The sequence below is a fragment of the Pseudoalteromonas shioyasakiensis genome, from assembly GCF_022398475.1.
In the GTDB taxonomy this organism is placed as follows: domain Bacteria; phylum Pseudomonadota; class Gammaproteobacteria; order Enterobacterales; family Alteromonadaceae; genus Pseudoalteromonas.
Genome location: NZ_JAKEVM010000035.1, coordinates 1 through 24,789, shown reverse-complemented (window position 1 = coordinate 24,789; position 24,789 = coordinate 1). Strand labels below are relative to the sequence as shown.

Genomic DNA, 24,789 nt, shown 5'->3' with positions numbered 1-24,789 from the left:
TTATTAGTTAGCGTAAGGCTAATAATGAACAAACCATGGAATGGGGTTATGAAATATAACGTACTACTTTTATTTATCTTTGGCTGTTTATTTGCCTATTTATCTATACCAGTCATAGGTTATGGCTCGGCTATTGCGATTCCAACCGAAGTACTTTCAGCCCTTTATGACTTGTCACCTAACTTTGCTTTATCAATGGTTGATATCGTGACTTTAGGCCTTCCTTTGTTAGCGTTACTTTTAGTATTTTTACTCATTAGTAAGTCGCTGTATCTTAAAGATAAAACGTATTCATACTTTATATTGCTGACACCATTTTTAGCGCTGCATTTATATTTTGCTGTTAACACCTTTTCTGCAAATATTGATAACACCACTTTACTGACTAGTCTGCCTAAGTATGTATTACTAGTGCTATTTGTTGCGCTTTTTTCTACGCATAAAAAACCAAGTTTTAGTTGATGTAAGTCATACGCGAAACTTCAACATATAAGCTAATCTGTAATTAATCAGTGAACGAAGTTGGTAACACAATGAAAAAATTACTGCTATTAACAAGTGGGGGGGATTGCCCAGGTCTCAATGGGGTGATCAGAGCGGTGGTTAAAGCAGCTGAACATGATGGCAATTGGCAGGTGTATGGTAGCCGAAGAGCATATTGTGGTGTGCTTGAAAAGCCAAATGATATTATACACTTAACTAGTGAAGTTGTGGCGGGTATTCATGTTCGTGGTGGAACAATTCTCGAAACTGTTAATAAAGGGAATCCTACCGCATTTCCTGCTGAAATAGCGGGTGAACAAGTGTTTATTGACCGCTCTTATGAGTTAATCAGTATTATTAAGCAACTTGGTTTTGATGCCGTTATAAATATTGGTGGTGATGGTTCACATAGGGTATCTCAGCATTTATTTGAGCATGGCTTAAATATCGTTGGGGTACCAAAAACTATTGATAATGATTTATATGGCACTGATTACACAATTGGTTTTCAGACTGCTGTCGACACCGCCACCGAAGCCATTGATCGTTTAATACCAACAGCGCAAAGTCATAACCGAGTGATTGTGACTGAAGTAATGGGGCGCGATGCCGGTTGGATTTGTTTGCACTCTGCTATTGCAGCTGGCGCAGAAGTCGCACTTATTCCAGAGATTCCTTACGATATTGAAGCTATTAAAGCCAAACTAACATCACGATTTGATAAAGGCCATGGATTTGCCAACATTGTCATTTCAGAAGGAGCAAAACCTGTTGCTGGTGGTGTTGTTAGTAAACAATCAAATGAACTTGGTTACGAAAACCCAGTGCTTGGTGGCATTGCTGAGCAGCTTGCTTCACAAATACGTGTGGCGCTTGATCTTGATGTAAGAGTAACCGTATTAGGGCATATTCAACGTGGAGGCACACCTAATGCGTTTGATAGGGTGCTTGCAGCAGAGTTTGGGGTGCAAGCATTCGAGCTAGTAAAGAAAGGCCAGTTTGGTTTTATTCCTGTCAGTAAAGATGGTGAAATTAAACCAATCAGTTTAAAAGAAGCTACTTCTGAATATCGCGTCATTCCTTTAGAACATTCTTTAATAGCAAGTGCCCGCGCAATGGGCATGTGTTTAGGCGAATAATCTGCGAATTGATATAACTTCAATTCGCATAACTAATAGTTTTAAAACAACTTTCTCACTTACGTTCGTAATAAATCAATTAGCAATTTATTTATTGCACAAAATTCATGCGTTAAAGCAAGTTTTTTATTTAATGTAAAGTTCTTTAAAGATGGTTGATCTGTGCCTTTTTTAGTTTAGAATGATCGTTCACTCTAAACTAAGGAACTACACATGCAGCGCTCTCGCATTCCATTTTTTGCAGTGTCAGCTTTGGCTGGTGCTGTTTTATTATCAGGCTGCGGCCAATCAGAATCGGCTCAAGGGCAAACGCAGGCAGCTCAAGCTGTTCCTGTTGGTGTTATTGAGATGCAAAGCAAACCACTTACGCTAACTAAAGAATTACCGGGTCGTGTGGCTGCTTCACGTATCGCGCAAATTCGTCCGCAGGTTAACGGTATTATTCAATCACGTATGTTTGTTGAAGGTGCAGAGGTTGAAAAAGGCCAAGCTTTATATCAGATTGACCCATCTACATTTGAAGCTGAAGTAGCGACTAGTAAAGCCGCTATTACTAAAGCTCAAGCAAGTATTGCAAATGCCAAGGCAAAAGCAGAACGCTATAAAGAGCTATTGAGTATCAAAGCAGTAAGCCAACAAGATTACGACGAAGCTGATGCAGCATACAAAGGTGCAAAAGCTGATTTACTAACGGCTCAAGCGCAGCTTAAAACCGCTGAAATCAATTTAAACTACAGCAAAGTGTTAGCGCCAATTAGTGGTCAAATTGGTAAATCAGATGTCACTGCCGGTGCCCTTGTGAGTGCTAATCAAGCAACAGCATTAGCAACCATTACTCAATTAGACCCAATCTATGTTGATTTAACCCAGTCAAGCAGTGAACTAACACGTTTGAAAAAAGCCATTGCTGCGGGTGATCTTGATAAAGATGCCGCTTTACATTCAAAAGTTGAATTAAAGATGGAAGACGGCAGTACTTATCAACATAAAGGTACATTGCAATTCTCTGAAGTGACTGTTGATCCAAGCACAGGCTCAGTAACCTTACGCGCTGAATTTCCTAACCCAGAAAAATTACTACTACCAGGTATGTATGTTCGTGCAGTGATTGTTGAAGGTGTGAAAAGTGATGCGATTTTAGCACCGCAACGTGGCGTAAGCAGAAACACCAAAGGTGAGCCTACTGCCATGGTAGTAAGCAAAGACAATACCGTAGAAGCACGTGTGCTTAAAACTGATCGTACTGTTGGTTCAAACTGGTTAGTGACAGACGGCCTAAACAGTGGCGATAAGTTAATTGTTGAAGGTTTACAGAAAATCCGCCCAGGTGCACCAGTCAATGCAATGCCTGCAGAATCAGCAGCTAACAGCCAGTAACGGAGAAACTTAATGTCACGATTTTTTATTGATCGGCCCATATTTGCATGGGTGCTTGCTATCGTTGTGATGCTGGCAGGTATCTTAGCAATTAGAAGTTTGCCGGTTGCGCAGTATCCATCAATTGCACCACCTGCAATTAGTATTCAAGCCACATACCCTGGTGCGTCGGCCCGTACTCTAGAAGATACGGTTACACAGGTTATTGAACAAAAAATGAAAGGGCTAGATGGCTTGCTCTACATGTCGTCAACCTCAGAGTCTAACGGCTCAGCGACGTTAACCTTAACCTTTAGTGCAGATACAGACCCTGATATCGCACAGGTTCAAGTACAAAACAAATTGTCGCTTGCAACACCGTTATTACCAGAAGAAGTACAACGTCAAGGTGTGTCGGTTGCAAAATCTGCTCGTAACTTCTTAATGGTTGTAGGGTTTGTATCTGAAGACGGCAGTATGAACAACATCGATATCGGTGATTATGTTTCATCAAACGTGCTTGATATTATTTCTCGTGTAAACGGTGTAGGTGAAGTGCAGCTGTTTGGCTCTCAATATGCAATGCGTATTTGGTTAGATCCAGCTAAATTACTGAAGTACTCATTAACTCCTGCTGATATTAGTGCTGCAATCAGTGCTCAAAATGCGCAAGTTTCAGCAGGTCAATTAGGTGCGTTGCCAGCAGTAAGTGGCCAACAATTAAATGCAACGGTAACTGCACAAAGCCGCTTACAAACACCTGAGCAATTTCGAAATATTTTTGTAAAAACCAATGCTGATGGTTCAGTTGTTCGTTTAAGTGATGTTGCTGATGTTGAATTAGGTGGTGAAAACTACGGTGTTGTTGCGCGTTTTAACGGCAAACCGGCATCAGGTTTAGGTGTTAAGCTTGCTAGTGGTGCTAATGCACTTGATACAGCAGATGGCGTAAAAGCCGCCCTTGCTGAACTTGAGCCTTTCTTCCCTGAAGGTTTAACAACGGTTGTTCCTTACGATACGACACCATTCGTATCACTTTCGATTGAAAAAGTTGTCAGCACTCTAATCGAAGCTGTTGTGCTGGTGTTCTTGGTAATGTACTTATTCTTACAGAACTTCAGAGCAACACTTATTCCGACTATTGCAGTACCTGTTGTATTGCTAGGTACGTTTGCTATCTTGCAAGTGTTTGGCTTCTCAATTAATACCTTAACCATGTTTGCGATGGTACTTGCCATCGGTCTACTTGTAGATGATGCAATCGTCGTGGTTGAAAACGTTGAACGTGTAATGACCGAAGAGAATTTATCTCCTCTTGAGGCAACACGTAAATCAATGGATGAAATCAAAGGTGCCCTTGTTGGTATTGCGATGGTGCTTTCGGCAGTATTTGTGCCAATGGCGTTCTTCCCAGGCTCAACAGGGGTTATTTATCGCCAGTTCTCAATTACCTTGGTAACTGCGATGAGTTTATCAGTGCTTGTTGCATTGATTTTAACGCCAGCTTTATGTGCGACAATGCTAAAACCAAGTCATGTACATAACGATAAGTCTTTATTTGGTCGTTTCTTCCTTGGCTTTAACCGTGGTTTTGACAGAACGAACTCGGGTACACAAGGTTTTGTTTCTCGCATGATCAAGCACAGTAAACGCTACTTACTTATTTACGGTTTAATCGTGGGTGGCATGGTGTTTATTTTCTCACAATTACCATCGGCATTCTTACCAGATGAAGACCAAGGTATTTTGTTTAACCAAGTAAGCTTACCTGCCGGTGCAACAACAGAGCAAACTTTAAAAGTTGTTGAAAAGATGGAACATCACTTCTTAGAAGAACAATCAGAAGCGGTTAAGTCTATCTTTACGGTAACAGGATTCAGCTTTGCAGGTTCTGGTCAAAACGCGGCAATCGGCTTTGTGGGTTTAAAACACTGGGATGAACGTCAGCGTCCTGATCTAACCGTCGGTGCGGTTGCGGGTAAAGCCATGGGATACTTCTCAACGATTAAAGAAGCGTTCGTATTTGCTTTCCCACCTCCTGCGGTTGTTGAGCTTGGTACTGCAAACGGTTTCACCTTGTTCTTACAAGATAGGGTTGGTCTAGGTCACGAAAAACTACTTGAAGCACGTAACATGTTTTTAGGTATGGCTGCACAAAACCCGGTGTTATCAGGTGTACGTCCAAATGGTCAAGAAGATAAACCTGAGCTAGAGCTTGATATTGATTTGGCAAAAGCCGAAGCATTAGGTCTTACTCAAGCAGATATCAATAATACGTTATCAACGGCTTGGGGTAGTAGCTATGTAAATGACTTTATTGACCGTGGTCGTGTGAAAAAAGTGTACTTACAAGGTACGCCTGAATCACGCATGGTGCCAGAAGACTTAGATGAGTGGTATGTACGTAACGCCAATGGTGACATGGTGCCATTTACTGCCTTTGCTCATTCTTATTGGACATATGGCTCACCACGTCTTGAGCGTTATAACGGCTTTTCAGCGATGGAAATCCAAGGTGCGGCTGCACCGGGCTACAGTACTGGTCAAGCGATGGCTGAAGTTGAGAAAATGGTTAAGAAATTACCACCGGGCGTATCGTTCGAATGGACAGGAATTTCATATGAAGAACGTTTAAGTGGTGGTCAAGCGCCATTACTTTATGCACTTTCATTGTTGGTGGTATTCCTATGTTTAGCGGCGTTATATGAAAGCTGGTCAGTTCCTGCTGCAGTTATGCTAATTGTACCGCTTGGTGTATTTGGTGCGTCGATTGCGTCATTTGTATTTAATTTATCAAACGATATTTATCTCCAAGTGGGTCTATTAACCACCATAGGTCTGGCATCAAAAAATGCCATCTTAATTGTAGAGTTTGCTATTCATAAAATGGATGAAGGTATGAAACTTGTCGATGCCGCGGTAGCAGCTATTCGTCTACGTTTACGTCCAATCTTTATGACATCAATGGCATTTGTGTGTGGTGTACTACCACTGGCAATTGCATCAAGTGCAGGCTCAGGTGCACAAAACGCACTCGGTATTGCTGTTATTGGCGGTACTCTTGCGTCATCGACCATTGTGGTAATCTTTGTACCGCTGTTCTTTGTACTGGTGCGCCGAGTATTCCCAGGCAAAACAAAATCAACTAATGAGGAGCAGGCATAATGAAAGCTAAACTTATCTCAGTGTCTGTTGCTGCACTTATGTTATCTGCCTGTAATATGGCGCCAGATATGGAGCAACGTGAATTACCCGTTGCTCAAAACTATGATATCCAAGGTACAGCGGGCGATATCAATGCGCTCAATTGGCAGTCATTTTTCAGTAATGCGCAACTTCAACAGTTGATTGCGCTAACGCTGGAAAACAACAAAGATATTAAAACTGCTGCACTGAATGTGCAGCAGGTTAGAGCAATGTATCAGATTGAAGATTCATCGCTTTACCCAAGCATTGATCTCAATGCATCGGGTACTCGTCAGCGTCTTCCGGCAGATTTATCTGGTACTGGTCAAGCAACTATCTCTGAAAACTATTCAGCAACTGTAGGCTTAACCGCTTATGAGATTGATCTTTGGGGCAAAGTACGCAACCAATCAGAGCAAGCATTACAAAACCTTTATTCGGCTGAATACAGTTTGACTAGTGTGCGCATTAGTTTGATCTCCGAATTAGTAAATGCATGGCTTAACTATGCGACGGACAAAGAGCTTTTGGCACTTGCAAACGAGACTTTAAAGTCTCAGCAGGAGTCATTAGAGCTAACCCGTAAAACATTTGCACTAGGTGCTGCTTCTCAGTTAACGCTATCGCAACTTGAAAGTACAGTAGCAATCGCTAAGGTCGATATTGCAAACTATCAGCGTTTACTTAAGCGCGATAAAAATGCCCTCGATTTTCTCGTGGGTAAAAGCGTCACTGCGGATTTATTACCAAGTGAAAGTATAGATGATGTACTTAGTTTGCCTGATGTGCCAGTAGGGTTACCGTCTGAGCTATTGACTCAGCGACCTGATATCAAAGCTGCAGAGCATGATTTATTGGCAGCCAATGCAAACATTGGTGTGGCAAAAGCGGCATTTTATCCAAGCATCAGTTTAACCGCGAATGCGGGGACAGCTTCAGCTGACTTGAGTAACCTTTTTGATTCGGGCTCAGGTACTTGGAGCTTTGTGCCTTCGGTAAACTTGCCTATTTTTAACATGGGTCGCAATCAAGCTAATCTCGATGTTGCAAAAGCTCAGCAAGAAATGGCACTAACCAGCTACGAGCAAACCATTCAACAGGCATTTAAAGAAGTATCTGATGCCCTTGCTGACCGTGAAGGTTATATGCATCAGCTAGATGCCCTGAATGACTTGTATCAAAGTAATGAGCTATCTTTTACTTTATCGGATGCGCGTTTTCAAAAGGGTGCCGACAGCTACTTGCAAGTATTGGATGCACAACGAAATTGGTACAGTGCAGGACAACAGTTAATTTTGGGTAAGCAAGCGTATCTGGCGAGCCAAATTAATTTGTATAAAGCACTGGGTGGCGGCTGGAATGCACAAAAATCTGTGCAATAATTCAGCAAAAGCATAATTTATTTAAGGTTTTGCAGGTTCTTAGTTGTTTTAACTCTCCTCAAAGATTAAGATCCTGTAAACCTTCTTTAAATTAAAGTTAACCCTAGTCAGTAAAGCTTGGAGAAACCATGACGCAAAAAACGAAAAGACACAATGACCCTGCGCTTGCCGAGGCAAGACGTAATCAAGTGCTTTGTGCCGCAGCGGATTGTTTTCGACGTAAGGGTTATCATGGCGCGGGAATGGCCGAAATTTCTAAAACCGCGGGTATGAGTGCTGGTCATATCTACAATTACTTCGCCAGCAAAGAAGCAATTATAGAATCGATTGTTGAGCGTGATATGGAAGAAATGTTCTCAATCTTTAAAGAGTTTGCTGATAAACCTGGCGATCGTGTCACTGTATTACTAGATGGTCTAGGTAGAGGCGTTGAGCGCCATACCGATTTGAATCAAGGTGCGCTTGATTTAGAAATGCTCGCCGAAGCTGCACGCAATGAAAAAGTGGCTAACTTATTACGTGAGTCAGATAGCCACGCTCGTGATTCTATGCGTGAATTATTAGTGGGTGAAAGAGGGCCATTACAGGGTACTGCACTTGAAGAAGTGAATGCCCGTATTGAAGTGATGTTTTCAGTAATGGGTGGCTTGTTACTGCGCAAAATGCTCAACCCTGATTTAGATATTCATGAGTTACTTAAAGCGCTACGTCCAACAATGAAAACCTTATTGTTACCCTTTGAATAAAGCGCTTATTAAAAGCGCTCTATAGACCATTGGATTGCCATAATGGCAATTAGCACTGAACCTGCTGGCATAATGACTTTTTTGTACCAGGGACTATTTCTGAGTAGCATTAGTAGTGGTAAACAAATTGCTAAAATAACCAGTTGACCAATCTCAACCCCTAAATTAAAGGCTAAAATACTCATTAGCTGGTATTCATTTGATAAACCAAGCTCACCTAAAACACTCGCAAACCCCATACCGTGTAATAGACCAAAACAGAATGTGATCCAGCCTAAGCGCACAATCATTGGCCAAATATTATTTATTGCAGCAATTAATACAGAAAGCGCGATACCTAATTCTACCCATCGGGTGTTTGGCGATATGATATTCATAGCAGTCGCTGTTAGGGTAATTGAGTGAGCAAGTGTAAAAGCGGTGATGATCCAAGCTGTATCAATTAGAATTTGTTTTTTAGACTCGACACGTTGCCACTCGCCTTGCTTACGAACTAACACACAGCCCAGTAATAGCGCGATTAAAAACAAAATATGATCGGTGCCCATCCAAATATGTAATATGCCTTGATGTACATATTCAATAAACGTTGTGCTGAAGCTTTGCTCTTTAAAGTTTATAACTTGTTTTGGCGTATTTTGTTCAAATACGCGGCTTGATTTAGCAATGGCAGCAATTGCTTGATGATGCTCATCTATATCAAATAGGGCTGTGTAATTAACTGTTATAGAACTATCAGATGGACAATCAACTTGTAGTGGCACATGGATATACGACTGATTAAAGTGGTTATCTATACTGAGTGCACCATCAATCGTGACCTTGCAGCTTTGATTTTGTTGTAACACATTAAAATGGCTATTTATATAGTCTAATACTGCTTGCTGCTGTGATGTAATTTCATGCCATGTAATTACATTATCCTGATTATTATCGAAGTTGAGCGCTTTATCGAGATCATTCACCGAGGCTTGCCAAGAGCCTACTAGCAATAGCTTATTGCTCGTTTGTTGTTCTAAATTAAGATAAGCGGTGCTTTGCTGGTGGGCGTGACAGATAGAGCTAAAAATTAATAGAAATAGCGTAAACAACAACGACTTTTTCATTTTTATTCCTAAGATAATACAAGGAGATGAGTCTAATACTCGAATTACCGCCTATTTTTTAAAGCGGATATAAAAAGAGGCTGTAACTATAGCAAGTACAAAGGTTTATCGAATAGGTCGTTTATCTTAGAAATAATGGCTTTGCTCGTATTTATATTGTTTCTAGTCTGTGTATGATTAGTTCGCATCGAGTACGGCTGTATAAATAATTTCGCTTGGGCTACCTGATTGTGAGCCTCCAATTGGCTCACGGCTTATTGCAAGTAAAGTGATATTTTGTGGTTTAAATAATGCATTTCGGGCAATTTCTTTACTATCTGATTTTGGTAGTAAAGCAATAGGGATGGCGCTCGGGTAGCCTTTTAAACGGATCCACAACTGGTAATCATAATCAGTTTGTAAACTCATGCCGCTAGCTGCTTTAAGTAAAATACTGTGATCGCTTATATCTAAATTCCAAACTGGCTTATTTGCTGAGTCATAAAACGTTACCGAGTGATTTATTTTATCACTAAACGACTCTTGCGGTTGCCAAGTAATTAATACCAACACAATACAAACCGCTGTTGCAATAGCAGCCCAAGCCTTAAATATTCCATATTTAGGTTCTTTTGCTTTCTTCTGTGTTGGTAAAAAAAGTGGGTCAATCCGTTTTGTTATTTTATCCCAAACTTGCTGATCAGGTGGGTTAGATTCAATCGCGTTTTCTAGGTTTTTTATATGTCTTTGCCATAAGGAGGTTGCGTATCGGGCTCGAGGAGAGGTACGCATTAGGCGGCTAAATCTATCTCGGGCATGGCCATGTAAAGTGCCTAAAACATATTCTGCTGCAAGTAAATTAAGTAGCGTTTGGTCATCGTATTTCATAACGAATTAGGCTCGGGTTGATTTAAATTTTTAACGAAAGCTCTACTAAAAACCTGTCATTATTAGGCATGGCTTTTAACTTAGACTAGCAGGGAAAGAGTACTTGGCAAATCTATCAAATTGGTTCTATGTAAATTATTGTAAGTTATTCATAAAATTGTGAAAAAATGTCCTAAACTAAAATGGTAAGCTTTTTTATAAATGCTAAGTTACTGATTTTAAATAGCCAGTAGGGGTAATTGAACGGCTTTTACTGGAGTGAAACTTGCAACGTAGTATGCAATTAGAATAACAAGGAGTGATTATGTGGGCAGCATTTAGTTACTTAGCTTTAGCGATTGTATTTATAATTGCGGCTATTCGGGTAGAAACTGTTTACTTTGCGCTGTTTTTTTATTGGACGGCTTTGTCGTTACTTTTGGTTAGTGGCGCATATTTTTTTAATATTGCACGTATTTTTAGAAAACGTGAAAATGGCGTTATTCCTATCTATATTCGTTGGGCTTTTATTCCATTTTTATTGGGTGCACAACTTTACAATGCTTGGTCGAGAAAACACGATAAAGTGCCACCATTACAACAAATTAATGAGCATTTATTTTTAGCCTGTCGTTTATTTCCTTCAGATATAGACACCATGAAAGAAATGGGTATTACAGCTATTTTAGATGTAACTTGTGAGTTTGATGGCCTTGAATGGTCTTCTACGCAAGAGAATATTCGTTATTTAAATATCCCTGTACTTGATCATAGCGTGCCAACACGCGCGCAACTACACCAAGCGATTAATTGGATTGACCATCAAGTAAAAGCAGATAGACGTGTCGTAGTACATTGCGCCTTAGGGCGTGGCCGTTCAGTTTTTGTGATGGCAGCTTACTTACTTAGCCAAAACAAAGATGCCGATGTACACCAAGTACTCGCACAAATTAAAGAAACTAGAGAAACTGCAAATTTAAACAAGCGCCAGCTGCGTCATCTTGTGCGTCGCCATCGTAGAGGTGACTTGTTAATCAAAAATAAAGCTGTGCTCATCGCTAATCCTGTTTCTGGTACAAAACTGTGGGAAGCTAAACGTAAGCAAATTACCTCTCGTTTGTCTGAGTATTACGATTTAACTGTTTACACCACGTCAGAACAGGTAAATGGTACTGAGTTGGCCAAAGAAGCACTTGAATTGAACCCTGATGTAGTCATCGCCTGTGGTGGCGATGGCACAGTAACAGAGGTGGCAAGTGTACTTGTAAATACAGAGTGTAAACTGGGTATCATTCCTTTAGGTACTGCCAATGCGCTCGCTCATGTGTTGATGGGGATACAATCGAAGCTTATTCCGGTTGAGCAGGCTTGTGAGCTGATAATTGAAGGGCAGGCGAGTCGGATAGATACCGCTGTGTGTAATGGCGAGCGTATGTTATTACTTGCAGGAATTGGTTTTGAACAAAAGATGATTGAAAAAGCCCATCGTGATGCTAAAAATGAGTCTGGGCAATTAGCTTATTTACAAGGATTTTGGCAAGCATTAGGTGAGCATGAAGCGCAAGACTATGTTGTTACTCTTGATAATAACGATGAGCAAACAATCAATACCACCAGTTTAATCATCGCCAACGCAGCGCCATTTACTACTTTACTTGCTCAATCTGCAGGTCAGCCAGATCACCAAGATGGTTTACTTGATGTTAACTGGTTAACACCTAGTGCCGATTCTAAAGCGAGTACTTTAAGTATTGCGGAGTTAGTGTTCTCGAGTATTACGCAAACTAGTTTTGCTATTAACAGTCACCACACAAATGCTAAACGAGTGACAGTAAGCGCAGAAAAAGGGTTGACCTATGTTATTGATGGTGAAGTTAAAACTGCAGATAAACTAGAGGTGGAGATATCACCGAAATCGCTTTCGGTGATTGTAGCAGCTGAAGATTAAGTGGTTACCTTTTGATGCTTTTCCATTGGAAAGTGCCATCATCAGCTTGGTCATTATCGATAAAGGTATCAATATATAACTGCTCTACTTTTTCTCGTGCCCAAGGGGTCTTTCGTAAAAATTTAAGACTCGACTTCACACTTGGGTCATTTTGAAAGCAGCGTACGTCTACGTGCGCTGCCATACCTTGCCAACCAAGTTTTTCTTCAAGTTTAGTAACGATGTCGGCTAGTTTAACGCCATGTAACGGATTATTTGGTTGATTGTCCATGATAAATCTTAGGTTATTTGCAACCGCGCAATAGTACCCTATTTGTGAGTTTTAAGCTAATTGACGTGAATCGTTTTCGCTTGTTTAGGGTAAATAATCTCGCCATTAGCATTTAGTCTGAGCCATGCCAAATCACTGTTTGAAAAATTAGGCTGTTTGGCAGTGCAAATTAACGTAATATCGCCAACGGCAATATAGGCACCTTCGGTATAGCGTTTATTTTCATACCAACACACTTTTTGATCGTTTAATGCCTCTTGACCATCAAGCACGATTAGTGGTTTTTCCTTTGCTAGTGCTTGGTTTAGAAACCCTAAAGTAAACAAAGTACTTAACAGTAAAATTTTCTTTAACAAAATACGCCTCCCGTTGGGCAGATTTGTATAACTACACTAAGCTTATGACAAGGAATAAATAATAAAAAGGTGAACACATGCAATTTGATAAAAATATGATCGACGAACTAACCCTGCTTGCAAAATTTCCTCGCAACTCTCAAATGCAGGGAATTAAAATTCATTCCGATGCCGAAAGCTCAATTAAAGATGCAGCAAAACGTCTTTATGATAAAGGTATTACAGATAGTCCTGATGGGGGCTACTTAACCGACTTAGGGCTCGATTTAATTAACCATGTGAGTGTTATTAATTCAGCGCTTAGATAACAAATAAAAAAGGCCCGAAGTGTTCGGGCCTTTTTAACTACAAATCTTAAAGCTTAAATTGCATCTGGCTGATTTTGTGGTGCAGCATCAATAAAGGCATCAAGCTTATTACATTGCTCATATACCGCAGCAATTTTAGGGTACTTGGTCATATCAACTTTAAAGCGCAAGGCATTAAATACTTGCGGCACTAAGCACACATCAGCAAGCGTTGGTTTGTTGCCCACACAAAAAGTATTCGCTTCATTAAGTAGCTTTTCAATACTCTTAAAGCCAACTTCTACCCAATGCTTATACCAGGTCGTTTTTGCTTCTTCATCAACACCAAGATCGTTAGCCAAGTACTTTAATACACGCAAATTATCGATAGGGTGGATATCGCACGCTACGGCATAACATAAATTACGGATCTGAGCTTTTTGCCATGCATCACCCGTTAAAAGAGGCGTTTCTGGATGAGTTTCTTCTAACCACTCTAAAATAGCCAGCGATTGCGCAAGTACACCTTGATCAGTTTCAAGTGCTGGCAATAACCCTTGTGGGTTTTTAGCTAGGTACTCGTCACTTTGTTGCTCTGATTTTAATAAATTAACCGTTACTAACTCGTGATCAATGTTCTTTAAATTAAGCGCAATGCGAACTCGGTATGCAGCTGATGAACGAAAATAGCTATAAAGTTTCATTATACGTCCTGTTTACCTGTGAAATGTTTTTTAATAGTGCGCCAACAGTCAGTGTAATTAGGCTGACGCTCTTTACCTTCAAGGGCATATTTAGTTGGTGAAATAACGTAACGCGATTCGAACATAAATGCCAAAGTGTTTTCGTAGCGTTGTGGTTCAAGCTCAGCATTTGATGCTTTTTCGAATACATCTGCTTCTGGACCATGTGGCGACATACAGTTATGTAAGCTAGAACCACCTGGTACAAAGCCATGCTCTTTGGCATCATACACACCTTCGATTAAGCCCATAAACTCACTCATAATATTACGGTGGTAATAAGGTGGGCGGAATGTGTTCTCAGCCACCATCCAACGCGGAGGGAAGATAGCAAAATCGATATTAGCGACACCTTCTGTACCCGATGGTGATGTTAATACAGTAAAGATTGATGGATCTGGGTGATCGTAACTTACTGTATTCATAACATTGAATCGAGCAAGGTCATACTTGTAAGGTGCACTGTTACCCGTCCAAGCAACTACATCCAATGGCGAGTGGCCAATATCACAACGGAACATATTGCCATTGAATTTAGCTACGAGTTCGAAATCACCTTCTACATCTTCAAAAGCCGCTACAGGGTAGTGGAAGTCACGGTCATTAGCATAACCATTGGCACCCACTGGGCCGCGCTCTGGTAAAATATAGGCATGGCCATAGTTTTCACAGATGTAGCCACGGGCTGTATCAGTGAGCAAATCAACTGCGAACTTAATGCCACGAGGAATTACGGCAATTTCTCCTGCACGAACGGTTAGTTGCCCGCACTCAGTTCTAAGTAATAGTTCACCTTGTTGCGGCACAAATAACATTTCACCATCAGCATTATAAAAGTAACGCTGTTGCATTGATTTATTAGCGACATAAATATGAATACCAATACCTGTTTGTGCATTGGCACTGCCGTTGGCAGCCATAGTGACTAAACCATCTATAAAATCAGTTGGCTGTGCTGGAATTTCGATTGGATCCCAACGTAGCATTGTCGGGGGTGTTGGCACTTCTGTAATAGGAGCAGTGCGAATAAGGCCATTATCAATTGGCGTGTAATCACCTTGTATTACTGACGGGCGAATGCGGTAAAACCAAGTACGACGGTTATCAGCACGGGGCGCTGTAAATGCCGTTGTGCTGAACTGCTCAGCATATAAATCGTATTTAACTTTTTGCGGGCTGAATTGACCGATAGGTAATGCACCGGGTAATGCTTCGGTTTCAAATTCATTACCAAAGCCTGTCATATATTGTAATTCGTTATTCATCACTAGACTCCTGAAAGGTTTTAGGTAAGATACTCTCATGTGAGATTAAATTCAAACTACATTGAATTTACATGTGTAAATATTCTTTGACAGTAGTGCAGCCATGACGACAGATAAGCAAACAACCCTAGATTTAAAACAGTTCTTACCTTATTCATTAACCAATATTGCAATGCAAATGAGTGAGCAGTTTAGTGAGCTATATCAACAGCAGTTCGATTTAACCGTGCCACAATGGCGGGTAATTGCGAATTTGGCCCAATATGGCGAGCGCACTGCCAAAGAATTATGTGATATGGCACAAATGGATAAATCAACGGCGTCTCGTGCAGTAAAGTCGCTATTGACCAGAAACCTTATAATAGCCAAAGAAAACCCTAAGGATAAACGCGCAAGTTTGTTATCACTATCCGTTGAGGGGAACCGTTTGCATGAGCAAATTGTGCCATTAGCAAATGAGTGGCAAGCAGGTTTAGTGAGTGACTTAGATAGCCAAGAACTTAAACAATTTATGAACACTCTTAGTAAGCTTTCCAATCACTTAAATAAAAATGTGTAATTCTGTAATCAAGGCTTTATAGCAATTGATTTAGACAATCGATACGTATATGATAATGGCTATCATTTACAATTAGAAACTTGGATGTCCCCCCTATGAAATTAGCGTTAAACACCGTTAAAACACTAGGTCTTAGCCTAGTATTAGCATCTACTTTTATTGCCCAACCTGTATTGGCAAATGGCCCAATTGGTGAGCACGTTAATCATCTAAAAGAAAATTTAAAAGATTACTCAGAAGACGTTGAGTGGATGGTTGGTAAAGTTGACACCATGGTTACCGATTATGAAACAAAAGGCGCAAAAGCAGTTAAAAGCGATGATTTAATTGAATACTGGGAATCAGTAAAGTTTCACAGTGCGATTGAAACGAATTATGTGCCGGTTTATGCATCAATCTGGCAAGGCATTTATGGTATCAAAATGGCCATTGATGACAAAAAACCAGCAAGCGAAGTACGTAAGCACCAAAAGGCCTTAAATGCTGCCTTGTGGCAGGGTCTTGGAGCTGTTAAACTTGCTGCCGACTTCCAGCAAAAAGGCTTATTAAAAGCTGTAAAAGCAACTGCTTCTGAAACAATGACGCAAAGCGCGACTATCGATGAGATCAAACATAAATTAGACCGTGTTGTTGCAAAATACGCAGAACGTTTAAGCGATGAAGCAACCCAAATTGTACACGATACTTACCTTCACTTATTCGAAGGTGTTGAAGGTACACTTATCGAAAAAGATGCGAAGTTAGTAGAAGTTCTCGAAAAAGATTTTAACGTAACCCTGCCTAAAGCTATTTCTGACAAAGGGTCTGTTGACCAAGTACGTGCAGCGGTTGTTGATATGCAAGAAAAACTAGATCGCGCTAAGGTGTTACTAGAAGAAGCCGAAAAAGCACGTAAGGATGTATTTTAGTGAAGCGTAGGACCTTTATTCAAGGCCTGGCTGCGTTTGGGGTGGTGGGCGCAATGCCGCTACCTCTTTCTCGTGCCTTTGCAGCCTCTGCTGCAAGCCCAATTTCTGTGAAAGACTTACCCGCCCTAGAGGGTGACTTAACCTTATATTTAGGCCGTGGTGAAGGTGGTTTGTACGAAAACGTACTGCAATCAATCCAAAAGAAAAACCCAAAACTTAATTTATCAATTCGCCGTGGCCCAACTGCTGCACTTGCCAACATGATTGTGGCTGAAGCGAAAGCGGGTGTTAAACGTGCTGATTTATTTTGGGCCGTTGATTCAGGTGCGATTGGCTTAGTAACAGATGCAGGTTTAGCTAAAGCTTTACCATCTGATTTAGAAGCGCAATTACAACCGCAGTTTCGCTATCCGGGCTGGGCACCAGTGACAGGTCGTATTCGTACATTACCTTACAACACTAATCGTTTATCAAAAGATCAGATCCCAGATAGCATAATGGCTATTGCCGATAGCGATTTATCAATTGGTTGGGCACCGGCTTATGCTTCTTTCCAATCATTTGTCACGGCAATGCGTATTCTTGAAGGTGAAGATAAAACGGCTAAATGGCTTAAGAAAGTTCAAAAACGTTCGAAAACCTATGCCGGCGAGCTTGGCGTAGTGATGGCCGTTGAACGTGGTGAAGTTGATATTGGTTTTGCAAACCATTATTACACCTTACGTCTTAAATCAGGTAAACCAGATGCAAACCTTGATCTTGCTTTTACCAATCAAGATGCCGGTTGTTTAGTTAATGCATCAGGTGTGTTATCGCTGACAGATAACCCGAACGCAATGAACTTTATGCGCTACTTACTAAGCTCAGAAGTACAAAGCTACTTAGCACGTGAAGCCTACGAAATTCCATTGATCCAAGGTATTGACCAGCCAGCTGGATTACCAGCCTTAACGGATGTGTCACCGCCGAAAATCGATTTAACTCAATTGGCAGATTTAAGGCCAACACTCGACCTTATGCGCAGTAGCGGTGTTTTATAATGCGCATACCTGCTTCTTATCCCATGGCGCTGCTTGCAGCGCTTTTGGCGTTAGTGCCAGTTTATATTCTGATCACTTTAGCCAGTGATGCGACGGCTGTTTTTGATAGTCACAATTTAAAAATTCTTGGTAACACTTTATCACTTATGGTGTTAACTGTTTTAGGCTCTATTTTAATTGGCGTGCCTCTGGCGTTTATTAGTGCCTATGTTCAACTTCCTTTTAAAAAGCTTTGGCTTGTTTTGTTTGCAGCTCCACTTGCTATTCCAAGTTATATTGGCGCGTTTACTTTATATGCAGCATTTGGCCCCGGTGGTGAGATAAATCAGCTGTTAGGCTTTGAAACCCCGCCTATGTATGGCTTAACGGGTGCTGCCATTGTAATGACGCTATACACGTTTCCATTTGTAATGCTTACAACGCGTTCGTCTTTACTGAGCCTTGATGCCAGCATGGTAAACGCGGCTCGCACTTTAGGTATGTCGATGCCGATGAGTGTGTTTAAAGTCATATTACCGCGTGTAATAAACGGTATAGCAGCGGGCTCATTACTGGTTGCACTTTATACTCTATCAGATTTTGGTACACCGGCGATGATGCGCTTAGATACATTTACTCGCGTAATCTATGTTGAATATAACGCCTTTGGTCTAAGCCGAGCAGCGATGTTATCGCTACAATTAATGGTGATAGTAGGCTTTTTACTGTTCATCGAATCACAAATTAAAACAGCTTCTGAGCGCCACGGTAGACCGCTGATGTTATTCCCATCTAACGGGCAAAAGTTAGCAATGCTGGTAACTTTTCTACCGGTTTTATTATTGGCTATTTGTTTACCGTTAGCCATTTTTACCCTTTGGCTTGCCCGTGATGGTGTTGCTGATTTTGATTTCAGCATAGCGTGGAATTCTGCTTATGCATCTGGCATTGCGGCCATTGTCGCTGTTGTGGTTGCTGTGCCCGTAGCGCACGCTGCACTAAGCGGTAAAGTAGGGCGCATTATGGAGCGGGTGACTTATTTCGGGTTTGGTATTCCGGGTATCGTGATGGGTACTGCACTTGTTTATGGTGGCCTGCAATTACCGCTTTTATACCAAACTCTGGCATTATTAGTGATTGCCTACGTGCTACGCTTTTTACCGCTGGCAGTTGGCTCTGTACGTACCAGCACTGAACACTTAGATTCGAGTTTAATCAAATCAGCACGCGTATTAGGCGCAAGCCCTCGTGAAGCATTTATGCGTATTACCTTACCCTTAACACTGCGTGGTATTATCGCAGGTGCTGCTTTGGTATTTTTAGAATCAATGCGAGAGCTTGAAGCGACCTTGTTACTTGGTCCAACAGGGTTTGAAACCCTATCAACCTATTTATGGCGTGTTTATGAAGCCGGTTATTTCGGTCGTGCTGCCATTCCTGGGCTCTTGTTAGTAGTGATATCAGCATGTGGCTTAGCTATAATGCTCTCAGGCGAAAAGCGCAGTCAATTAGAACATTAAGGATCAGTTTAATGCTATCAGTTAGTAAGCTGTCTATCGATTATGGTAGCAATCGTGTGGTAAGTGAACTTAACTTATCACTTGGGGAAAGTGAGATCCTCATGCTAGTTGGTCCAACTGGCTGTGGTAAAAGTACAATTTTACAAGCGTTAGCTGGGCTTATTCCTATCAGCGAAGGCGAAATTAATTTAGGCTCATGGCGTGCAACACCCAAGTTAAAAGTACCACCAGAAAAACGTAAAGTAGGAATGGTCTTTCAAGACTTTGCGTTATTCCCGCATTTAACAGTGCAGCAAAATATTTGCTTTAGATTAACCGATACCTCAAAAGCTGATCATTGGATTAAGTTACTGGGTCTTGAAGCATTTCGTGATAAAAAGCCTGCTACTTTATCGGGTGGTCAAAAGCAGCGTGTAGCACTTGCGCGTACATTAGCTCACGAACCTGACTTTGTATTGCTTGACGAACCGTTATCAAACCTTGATGCAGCTTTAAAAGACACCCTTCGTTGGGATATTCGTAATGCATTAAAAGATGCTGGTGTACCTGCTATTTGGGTAACCCATGACCAAGAAGAAGCCTTATCTGTAGGTGACCGTGTTGGTGTACTTAAAGAAGGTATTATTCAGCAAATCGATACCCCTGAACGCTGTTTTAGCTTACCAAGCAATCGCTTTGTAGCGCGTTTTTTAGGTGAAGCAAGTTTCATTGCCGGCAATTGTGAAGGTGATATTGCCACCACTGATTTAGGTAATGCACCAGCTATTAGGGTTGATCATGATACTGCAAAAGTTGATGTATTACTTCGCCCTGATGATATTCACCTTATTCAAAATGCAGCTACTAGCAATGGTAAAGTGACATGGGTACGTTACGAAGGTGGCAGCCGTTTATGCGCGGTTAAACTGGCGTGCGATACTGTGGTGACAAGCCGTGTAAGCCATGAAGTGATGGTACGCCCTGGTGATGCAGTGCATGTTTCTATCAATACAACACATCCACTTGCGGTTTACGCAGCTTAAATAAAGTATCTGTGCAGGCCTAAATGGCCTGCATTTTTTAGAAAGCTTTCAGCCCTCAGCTGTCAGCCATCAGATGCGAGTAAAATCTGCTACCAAGCAACTTTCTAACTTTACTCTTAAAGTTTTACTCTCGTAACTCTTATCTCGTAACTCATTTCAATAACCAAGCCAGTCCTACGAAAAGATTTATCAGGTATTAGGCTCTAGGTTTTAGGCACTAGAACGCGATGTAAAATCGCTGCTACTTTGTAACTTGCTAACTTTCTTCTTAAAGCTCGTAACTGCTATTTTTCCCGGCTAAAGCCAGTCCTACGAAAAGATTTATCAGGTCCTAGGCTCTAGGTTTTAGGCACTAGGACGCGATGTAAAATCGTTGCTACCTTGCAACTTTCTAACTTTACTCTTGCTGACTTTACTCTTGAAGCTTTACACTCGCAACTAGCAACTCGTTAACTTCTCTAAAACGTAAAAAGCCCGCCAGTAGGGGCGGGCTTTTGTTTTATAACAAGGTTAACTCGTTATTAGAATGTGTAACGTACACCTACACGCATTTCCCAAACTGATGCACCGCTTTGAGTTGCAGTTTTACCATTGTTAGGGCTGAAGTCAGAGTATACGTAACGACCTTGGTCATCGATTGATGTTTTGATCATACGGTTACCAACGAAGTTACCTTTCTTAAGCACGCCCCAGTCATCATTTAACATATTTGTTAAGTTATCGATAACGAAGAATACTTCACCTTTGTGACCAGGCATGAAACCAGGTAACTCTTGAGTCATCTTGAAGTTAACTTTAGTGAACCAATCAGCATTTTGGCTGTTACGGCCAACGATTTCACCGCGTTCAAGGCCTTGAGCTGAAATCCACTCGTTAAACTCAGTTACTTCTTCAGGTGTCATGTCGTAAACAACGTTAGGGTCATTCACTTCAGGGATATACATTAGCTGACGGCTACGGTTTGAGTTGCTATCACCCCAAACACTGTCGCTACCGTTATATGTATAGCTGTAAGGAAGACCTTTGAATGTTTCACTGAATAGGTTGAAACGAGTGTTGTAACCATCAAACAATTCAGTTGTGTAACCTAATGTCATAGTAAAGCGGTGCGGGATCTCGTAATCAGATGTGTGTGCACCTGGATTAGTTGGATCGTAAGTCGCCATATTACCGTAGTTTGAGCTCGCTACCGAGCTAGTCATAGGGTTAACGTCTGTTGAGTCAGTGTAAGCATATGCTAATTGTACGCTAATACCGTTATCAAAACGCTTGCTCATTGCAGCAGAAATGATGTGAGACTCACCACTGTCACCACTTACGTTTGTAAGTAATAAGTCACCGCTACGGCCTTCAATAGACTCAAGAATTGGTCGACCATCAAACGTAGTTTCACCAGAATCTTGTAACGCGATGTCTTGTAAGATTGCAGCATCTTTACGTTTTGTGAATAAGTAATCTAGAGAGAATACATACTCATCTTCAGTTGTGTATGTTGCACCTACTGAGTATTTCCACTCTGATGGCATTTCGAAACCTGGGTCAACAGCATTAACTGAAGAGTCACCTGCACCAATTGTTGTATTAGCAACTTCATCATACATTTCTTGAGGCACTTCGTAACCTGGAGTACCACCGTTTACTGTTGGGGTATTAAATAAATCTACACCTGCACGGAAAGTACCAATGTTTGTAATACCGTCGTTTGAGTATGAGTTAGATAACCATACGTTCGGGTTACCACCTGAGAATAGGCCAACACCTGCACGTACTTCTAATGCATCAGTTGCGTACCATTCAAAGCCAACACGTGGTTGAATTAAATCGATGCCGTCGAATGTACCTTGGTTGCTGAAACCGTATCGGTTAGTGAAGTTTTCATTGTAGTTAGGTGTGTCGTCACTTGTGTATTTGTCGTAACGTAGACCAAACGTTAATGTCGCATCTAAATCTGTGAAGCTGTACTCATCTTGAACGTATAATGTATGTTGAGCGTATGAGAAACTTGCAGCAGCATCTGTTGGATCGTTTGTACCAGCAGCATTGTTATAATAAATACGTGCAGCTTGGCCAGCTTCAAAATCATCTACAGAATCAAAACGCCACTCACCTTGAGTGTGCTGAACGAATTGGTTAAATACGTCTAGCTTTTCATACTCATAACCACCAGTAATCGTGTGTTGATCAAGGTAATAAGTACCTGCAAGTTTTACAGTTGTTGTTTCGTAGTCTAGGTCGTTTGATTGACGAGAGTCATCTGGACCGATATAGATAGTACCGCCGTCAGCAGTATCGATTTGCATTTCACCGAAGCTGCTCGCTGCATCTAAAGATTGTACTGTTGCATCTAGCTCAGATTTACCAATACGAACCTCAGTTGAGAAGCTGTCTGACCAATCTGAGTAAAGTGAACCAATGATTGATGTAAATTCTGCACCTTGCTTGAAGAAGTGATTATCTAAAGCTACTGTATCGCTGTATGCATCTGATTGAGATAGCGTGAAAGCATCATTGTAGTTATAGATTAAGTTTGCACGGTGATCGTCATTGATGTTCCAATCAAGTTTAACTAAGATTTTTTCATCTTCAACTGGTGCGCTTGATGGCATGCCACCTGCATCATAACCGTAAACGTCTTGAGCGATTTGTTGCACACGAGCAACGTCTGCAGCTGAAACACTACCTGTATTTAAACCGCCGTACTCGTACTGTTTAACACCTTCAACTTTTTCATAAGATGTGAATAAGAAAAGGTTATCTTTAATTAGTGGTAAACCAACGTTGAAGCCGTAACGTTTTTCAGTGTAATCACCGTTATCGTAGTCTTCACCTTCAATTTTATCGCCTTTCATTGAATCATTTGTGTAGTCGAAGAAAACACCACCGTGTACTTCGTTACCACCTGATTTAGTAACAGCGTTGATGTTACATGATGTAAAACCACCATATTGAACATCAAAAGGTGCTAGCTCAACCGCAACTTGCTCGATTGAATCGAAAGAGAAAGGAGCGCCGATAGTTGGGTAACCGTTTGAGCTTAAACCGAAGTTATCGTTCATACGAACGCCGTCAAGCGTTAAGCTGTTGAAACGTGGGTTACCACCACCACAGTTGATTGAACCGCGGCTATCATCGATTGTTACACGTGGATCGATACGAATGATATCTTTTAAGTCACGGTTGATAGCTGGTTGGTTTTCTAAATCTTCAAGTGTGAACGTTGCAGCTGGGCCTGTACCACCAGACATACGGCTGATTGGACGACCAGTAACTACGATTTGTTCTACATCAGATTGTCTCTCTAACGTAACATTAACTGGGTAGTCAGCACCAACTTGTAGGTTGATGTTGTTGAATGTTTGATCTGCGAATACGTCAGAATCTACAACAACGCGGTAAGGACCACCTACACGTAAGCCTTTTGCTGTGAAGTAACCCGCATCGTTCGTTTCAGTTTCTTTAGTTGAACCTGAAGGTAAGTGAACGATAGTAATCTTAGTGCCTGCAGCAGGGTTGCCGCTAGGACCTTTGATTTGACCCTTGATAGCAGATGTTGTTTCATTTGCTAACGCTGCACCACTCACACCAACACATGCTGCAATAGCAAGTGATAGAGCTGTTTTGCGGAGTTGGATTTTCATTATGTTATTTCCCGTGTTAGAGGTTATGTTTCATTTATAGTTTGCTGTCAGTTGGCATCTTAAGTGCCTTTACTAACGGTTTTGCTGATTTATCAAATAGATTATTTAATAAACCTGCCAATCTTATCCCGCCTTGTTGTAGGCGAGTTTTAACAATCGGTAAGTTTTTATAGATATAACTATAACTTACGTTTGTTTCATTTTCTTTATACAGAGTGTTTGCAATGTTATTAGATTCGATTAACCAATCGCTAGGTGAACTGGCAAGATAGTCCGTTATTAACGCTTGATTTGTTGTATTTATAAATTGCGCAAACTCAGTATAGGACAAATTTTCATTTTCAATGAGTTTTGTGTCCCACAAGCTATGTAAATTGGTATCTTGACCGAAGAATGTGACAGAAATATTGTTGCCCCCACGATCTTCACCGCGACCGGCATGAAAAGGTTGATGGCTATCGCCAACGAGGTGGACTAAAAAACGCAGTGCGAACTGTTTTTCACCTAGAGAAGCTTTTTGGTTTTGTAATACTGAGATTGAATATTTCATGCCTTCGAGGATATCTGACACGGTTTCTTTGTTATGGTGGGTATTTGAGTCGTAATGAGGTTTGGCTTCACCTTCTTTAAAGTTAATGTAATGCCAGCGCGAAGATTTCTTTTGCCAGAATTTTTCTGGGGCAGAACGCATTTCATCAGCCCACGTTGCTACCTGCGGTAAAGAATCACCATCAAGTAAAGGAACTAATGCTTGCTTGGTGGTGTCTGTAATATGCTTAGATGCAATTTCACCAATAATACGGTGACCATTCTGACCCCATGCATTAGCAGGGTTACTTAACACCGCAGAAATAACTGGTGTCGATAACAGCAACATTTTTATTGTTTTTTGTAACATTGACTCAGTGTCCAAAAATGAATGTGCCCTGAAGCACGATTTCTTGATGCATATTTTCCTGAATTTAAAAGCAAATAGAAAGGACTCAATAAGATTCATAATTTCTTGTTC

21 protein-coding genes are annotated in these 24,789 nt (G+C 41.1%); 13 read left to right on the top strand and 8 right to left on the bottom strand.

All coding sequences use genetic code 11. The features are described from left to right. The first annotated feature begins 48 nt into the window (after positions 1-48). The 6 genes from L1D51_RS08670 (at position 49) to L1D51_RS08645 (ending at position 8,292) form a co-directional block, all read left to right on the top strand. A complete protein-coding gene (locus L1D51_RS08670) occupies positions 49-462 on the top strand; it encodes a hypothetical protein (RefSeq protein ID WP_130167527.1) in 414 nt (137 codons plus the stop codon). A gap of 71 nt (positions 463-533) precedes the next feature. Continuing rightward, the gene (locus tag L1D51_RS08665) at positions 534-1,622 is read left to right on the top strand and encodes a 6-phosphofructokinase (protein WP_239963453.1); all 1,089 of its coding nucleotides are present in this window, start codon (positions 534-536) and stop codon (positions 1,620-1,622) included. Positions 1,623-1,835: 213 nt separating this feature from the next. After that, positions 1,836-2,999 carry an efflux RND transporter periplasmic adaptor subunit gene (locus L1D51_RS08660; RefSeq protein WP_055198854.1) on the top strand — a complete coding sequence of 388 codons (1,164 nt, stop codon included), beginning with the start codon at positions 1,836-1,838 and terminating at the stop codon, positions 2,997-2,999. Positions 3,000-3,011: 12 nt separating this feature from the next. Beyond that, on the top strand, positions 3,012-6,143 hold the full coding sequence (locus L1D51_RS08655; RefSeq protein ID WP_054563051.1) for an efflux RND transporter permease subunit: 3,132 nt from the start codon (positions 3,012-3,014) through the stop codon (positions 6,141-6,143). Beyond that, a complete protein-coding gene (locus tag L1D51_RS08650; RefSeq protein ID WP_239963452.1) occupies positions 6,143-7,546 on the top strand; it encodes an efflux transporter outer membrane subunit in 1,404 nt (467 codons plus the stop codon). Before L1D51_RS08655 ends, L1D51_RS08650 begins: the two co-directional genes overlap by 1 nt. 128 nt (positions 7,547-7,674) lie before the next feature. Further along, complete coding sequence (locus L1D51_RS08645) at positions 7,675-8,292, top strand: TetR/AcrR family transcriptional regulator (RefSeq protein ID WP_058584303.1); 618 nt, start codon at positions 7,675-7,677, stop codon at positions 8,290-8,292. Between the two features lie 8 nt (positions 8,293-8,300). On the opposite strand, the gene L1D51_RS08640 is transcribed toward L1D51_RS08645, so the two are convergent. Beyond that, entirely contained in the window at positions 8,301-9,398 is a 1,098-nt protein-coding gene (locus tag L1D51_RS08640) for a HupE/UreJ family protein (RefSeq protein WP_239963451.1), read from the bottom strand. A 177-nt stretch (positions 9,399-9,575) separates the two neighbouring features. Next, on the bottom strand, positions 9,576-10,265 hold the full coding sequence (locus tag L1D51_RS08635; RefSeq protein WP_055198857.1) for an anti-sigma factor: 690 nt from the start codon (positions 10,263-10,265) through the stop codon (positions 9,576-9,578). 304 nt (positions 10,266-10,569) lie between these two features. Between L1D51_RS08635 and L1D51_RS08630 the strand changes: the two genes are divergently transcribed. Beyond that, the gene (locus L1D51_RS08630) at positions 10,570-12,192 is read left to right on the top strand and encodes a diacylglycerol kinase family protein (RefSeq protein WP_054563056.1); all 1,623 of its coding nucleotides are present in this window, start codon (positions 10,570-10,572) and stop codon (positions 12,190-12,192) included. Positions 12,193-12,196: 4 nt separating this feature from the next. On the opposite strand, the gene L1D51_RS08625 is transcribed toward L1D51_RS08630, so the two are convergent. Then, on the bottom strand, positions 12,197-12,463 hold the full coding sequence (locus tag L1D51_RS08625) for a VF530 family protein (protein ID WP_054563057.1): 267 nt from the start codon (positions 12,461-12,463) through the stop codon (positions 12,197-12,199). Positions 12,464-12,519: 56 nt separating this feature from the next. Continuing rightward, entirely contained in the window at positions 12,520-12,819 is a 300-nt protein-coding gene (locus L1D51_RS08620; RefSeq protein WP_239963450.1) for a DUF1496 domain-containing protein, read from the bottom strand. A gap of 77 nt (positions 12,820-12,896) precedes the next feature. Here L1D51_RS08620 and L1D51_RS08615 point away from each other — a divergent pair, with 77 nt between their 5' ends. Further along, positions 12,897-13,127 carry a TIGR02647 family protein gene (locus L1D51_RS08615; RefSeq protein ID WP_054563059.1) on the top strand — a complete coding sequence of 77 codons (231 nt, stop codon included), beginning with the start codon at positions 12,897-12,899 and terminating at the stop codon, positions 13,125-13,127. Positions 13,128-13,180: 53 nt separating this feature from the next. On the opposite strand, the gene maiA is transcribed toward L1D51_RS08615, so the two are convergent. Together maiA and hmgA are read right to left on the bottom strand one after the other, a co-directional pair. Further along, positions 13,181-13,810, bottom strand: a complete 630-nt coding sequence (gene maiA / locus L1D51_RS08610) for a maleylacetoacetate isomerase (protein WP_239963449.1) — start codon at positions 13,808-13,810, stop codon at positions 13,181-13,183. Then, a complete protein-coding gene (hmgA, locus tag L1D51_RS08605; RefSeq protein WP_239963448.1) occupies positions 13,810-15,114 on the bottom strand; it encodes a homogentisate 1,2-dioxygenase in 1,305 nt (434 codons plus the stop codon). The genes maiA and hmgA overlap by 1 nt, the downstream gene beginning before the upstream one ends. A 103-nt stretch (positions 15,115-15,217) precedes the next feature. On the opposite strand from hmgA, the gene L1D51_RS08600 reads away from it, so the two are divergent. From L1D51_RS08600 to L1D51_RS08580, 5 genes are all read left to right on the top strand, one after another. Then, positions 15,218-15,673 carry a MarR family winged helix-turn-helix transcriptional regulator gene (locus tag L1D51_RS08600; RefSeq protein ID WP_239963447.1) on the top strand — a complete coding sequence of 152 codons (456 nt, stop codon included), beginning with the start codon at positions 15,218-15,220 and terminating at the stop codon, positions 15,671-15,673. 95 nt (positions 15,674-15,768) lie between these two features. Further along, entirely contained in the window at positions 15,769-16,581 is an 813-nt protein-coding gene (locus L1D51_RS08595) for a hypothetical protein (RefSeq protein ID WP_239963446.1), read from the top strand. Beyond that, positions 16,581-17,621 carry an extracellular solute-binding protein gene (locus L1D51_RS08590; RefSeq protein WP_239963445.1) on the top strand — a complete coding sequence of 347 codons (1,041 nt, stop codon included), beginning with the start codon at positions 16,581-16,583 and terminating at the stop codon, positions 17,619-17,621. The genes L1D51_RS08595 and L1D51_RS08590 overlap by 1 nt, the downstream gene beginning before the upstream one ends. Next, positions 17,621-19,120 (top strand): ABC transporter permease, encoded by a 1,500-nt coding sequence (locus L1D51_RS08585; RefSeq protein ID WP_054552193.1) that lies wholly within the window; start codon positions 17,621-17,623, stop codon positions 19,118-19,120. The genes L1D51_RS08590 and L1D51_RS08585 overlap by 1 nt, the downstream gene beginning before the upstream one ends. Before the next feature lie 11 nt (positions 19,121-19,131). Further along, positions 19,132-20,142 carry an ABC transporter ATP-binding protein gene (locus L1D51_RS08580; protein ID WP_054563066.1) on the top strand — a complete coding sequence of 337 codons (1,011 nt, stop codon included), beginning with the start codon at positions 19,132-19,134 and terminating at the stop codon, positions 20,140-20,142. A 521-nt stretch (positions 20,143-20,663) separates the two neighbouring features. On the opposite strand, the gene L1D51_RS08575 is transcribed toward L1D51_RS08580, so the two are convergent. Together L1D51_RS08575 and L1D51_RS08570 are read right to left on the bottom strand one after the other, a co-directional pair. Then, entirely contained in the window at positions 20,664-23,780 is a 3,117-nt protein-coding gene (locus tag L1D51_RS08575; protein ID WP_239963444.1) for a TonB-dependent receptor, read from the bottom strand. 34 nt (positions 23,781-23,814) lie between these two features. Continuing rightward, on the bottom strand, positions 23,815-24,678 hold the full coding sequence (locus L1D51_RS08570) for a S1/P1 nuclease (protein ID WP_239963459.1): 864 nt from the start codon (positions 24,676-24,678) through the stop codon (positions 23,815-23,817). Positions 24,679-24,789: the final 111 nt, after the last annotated feature.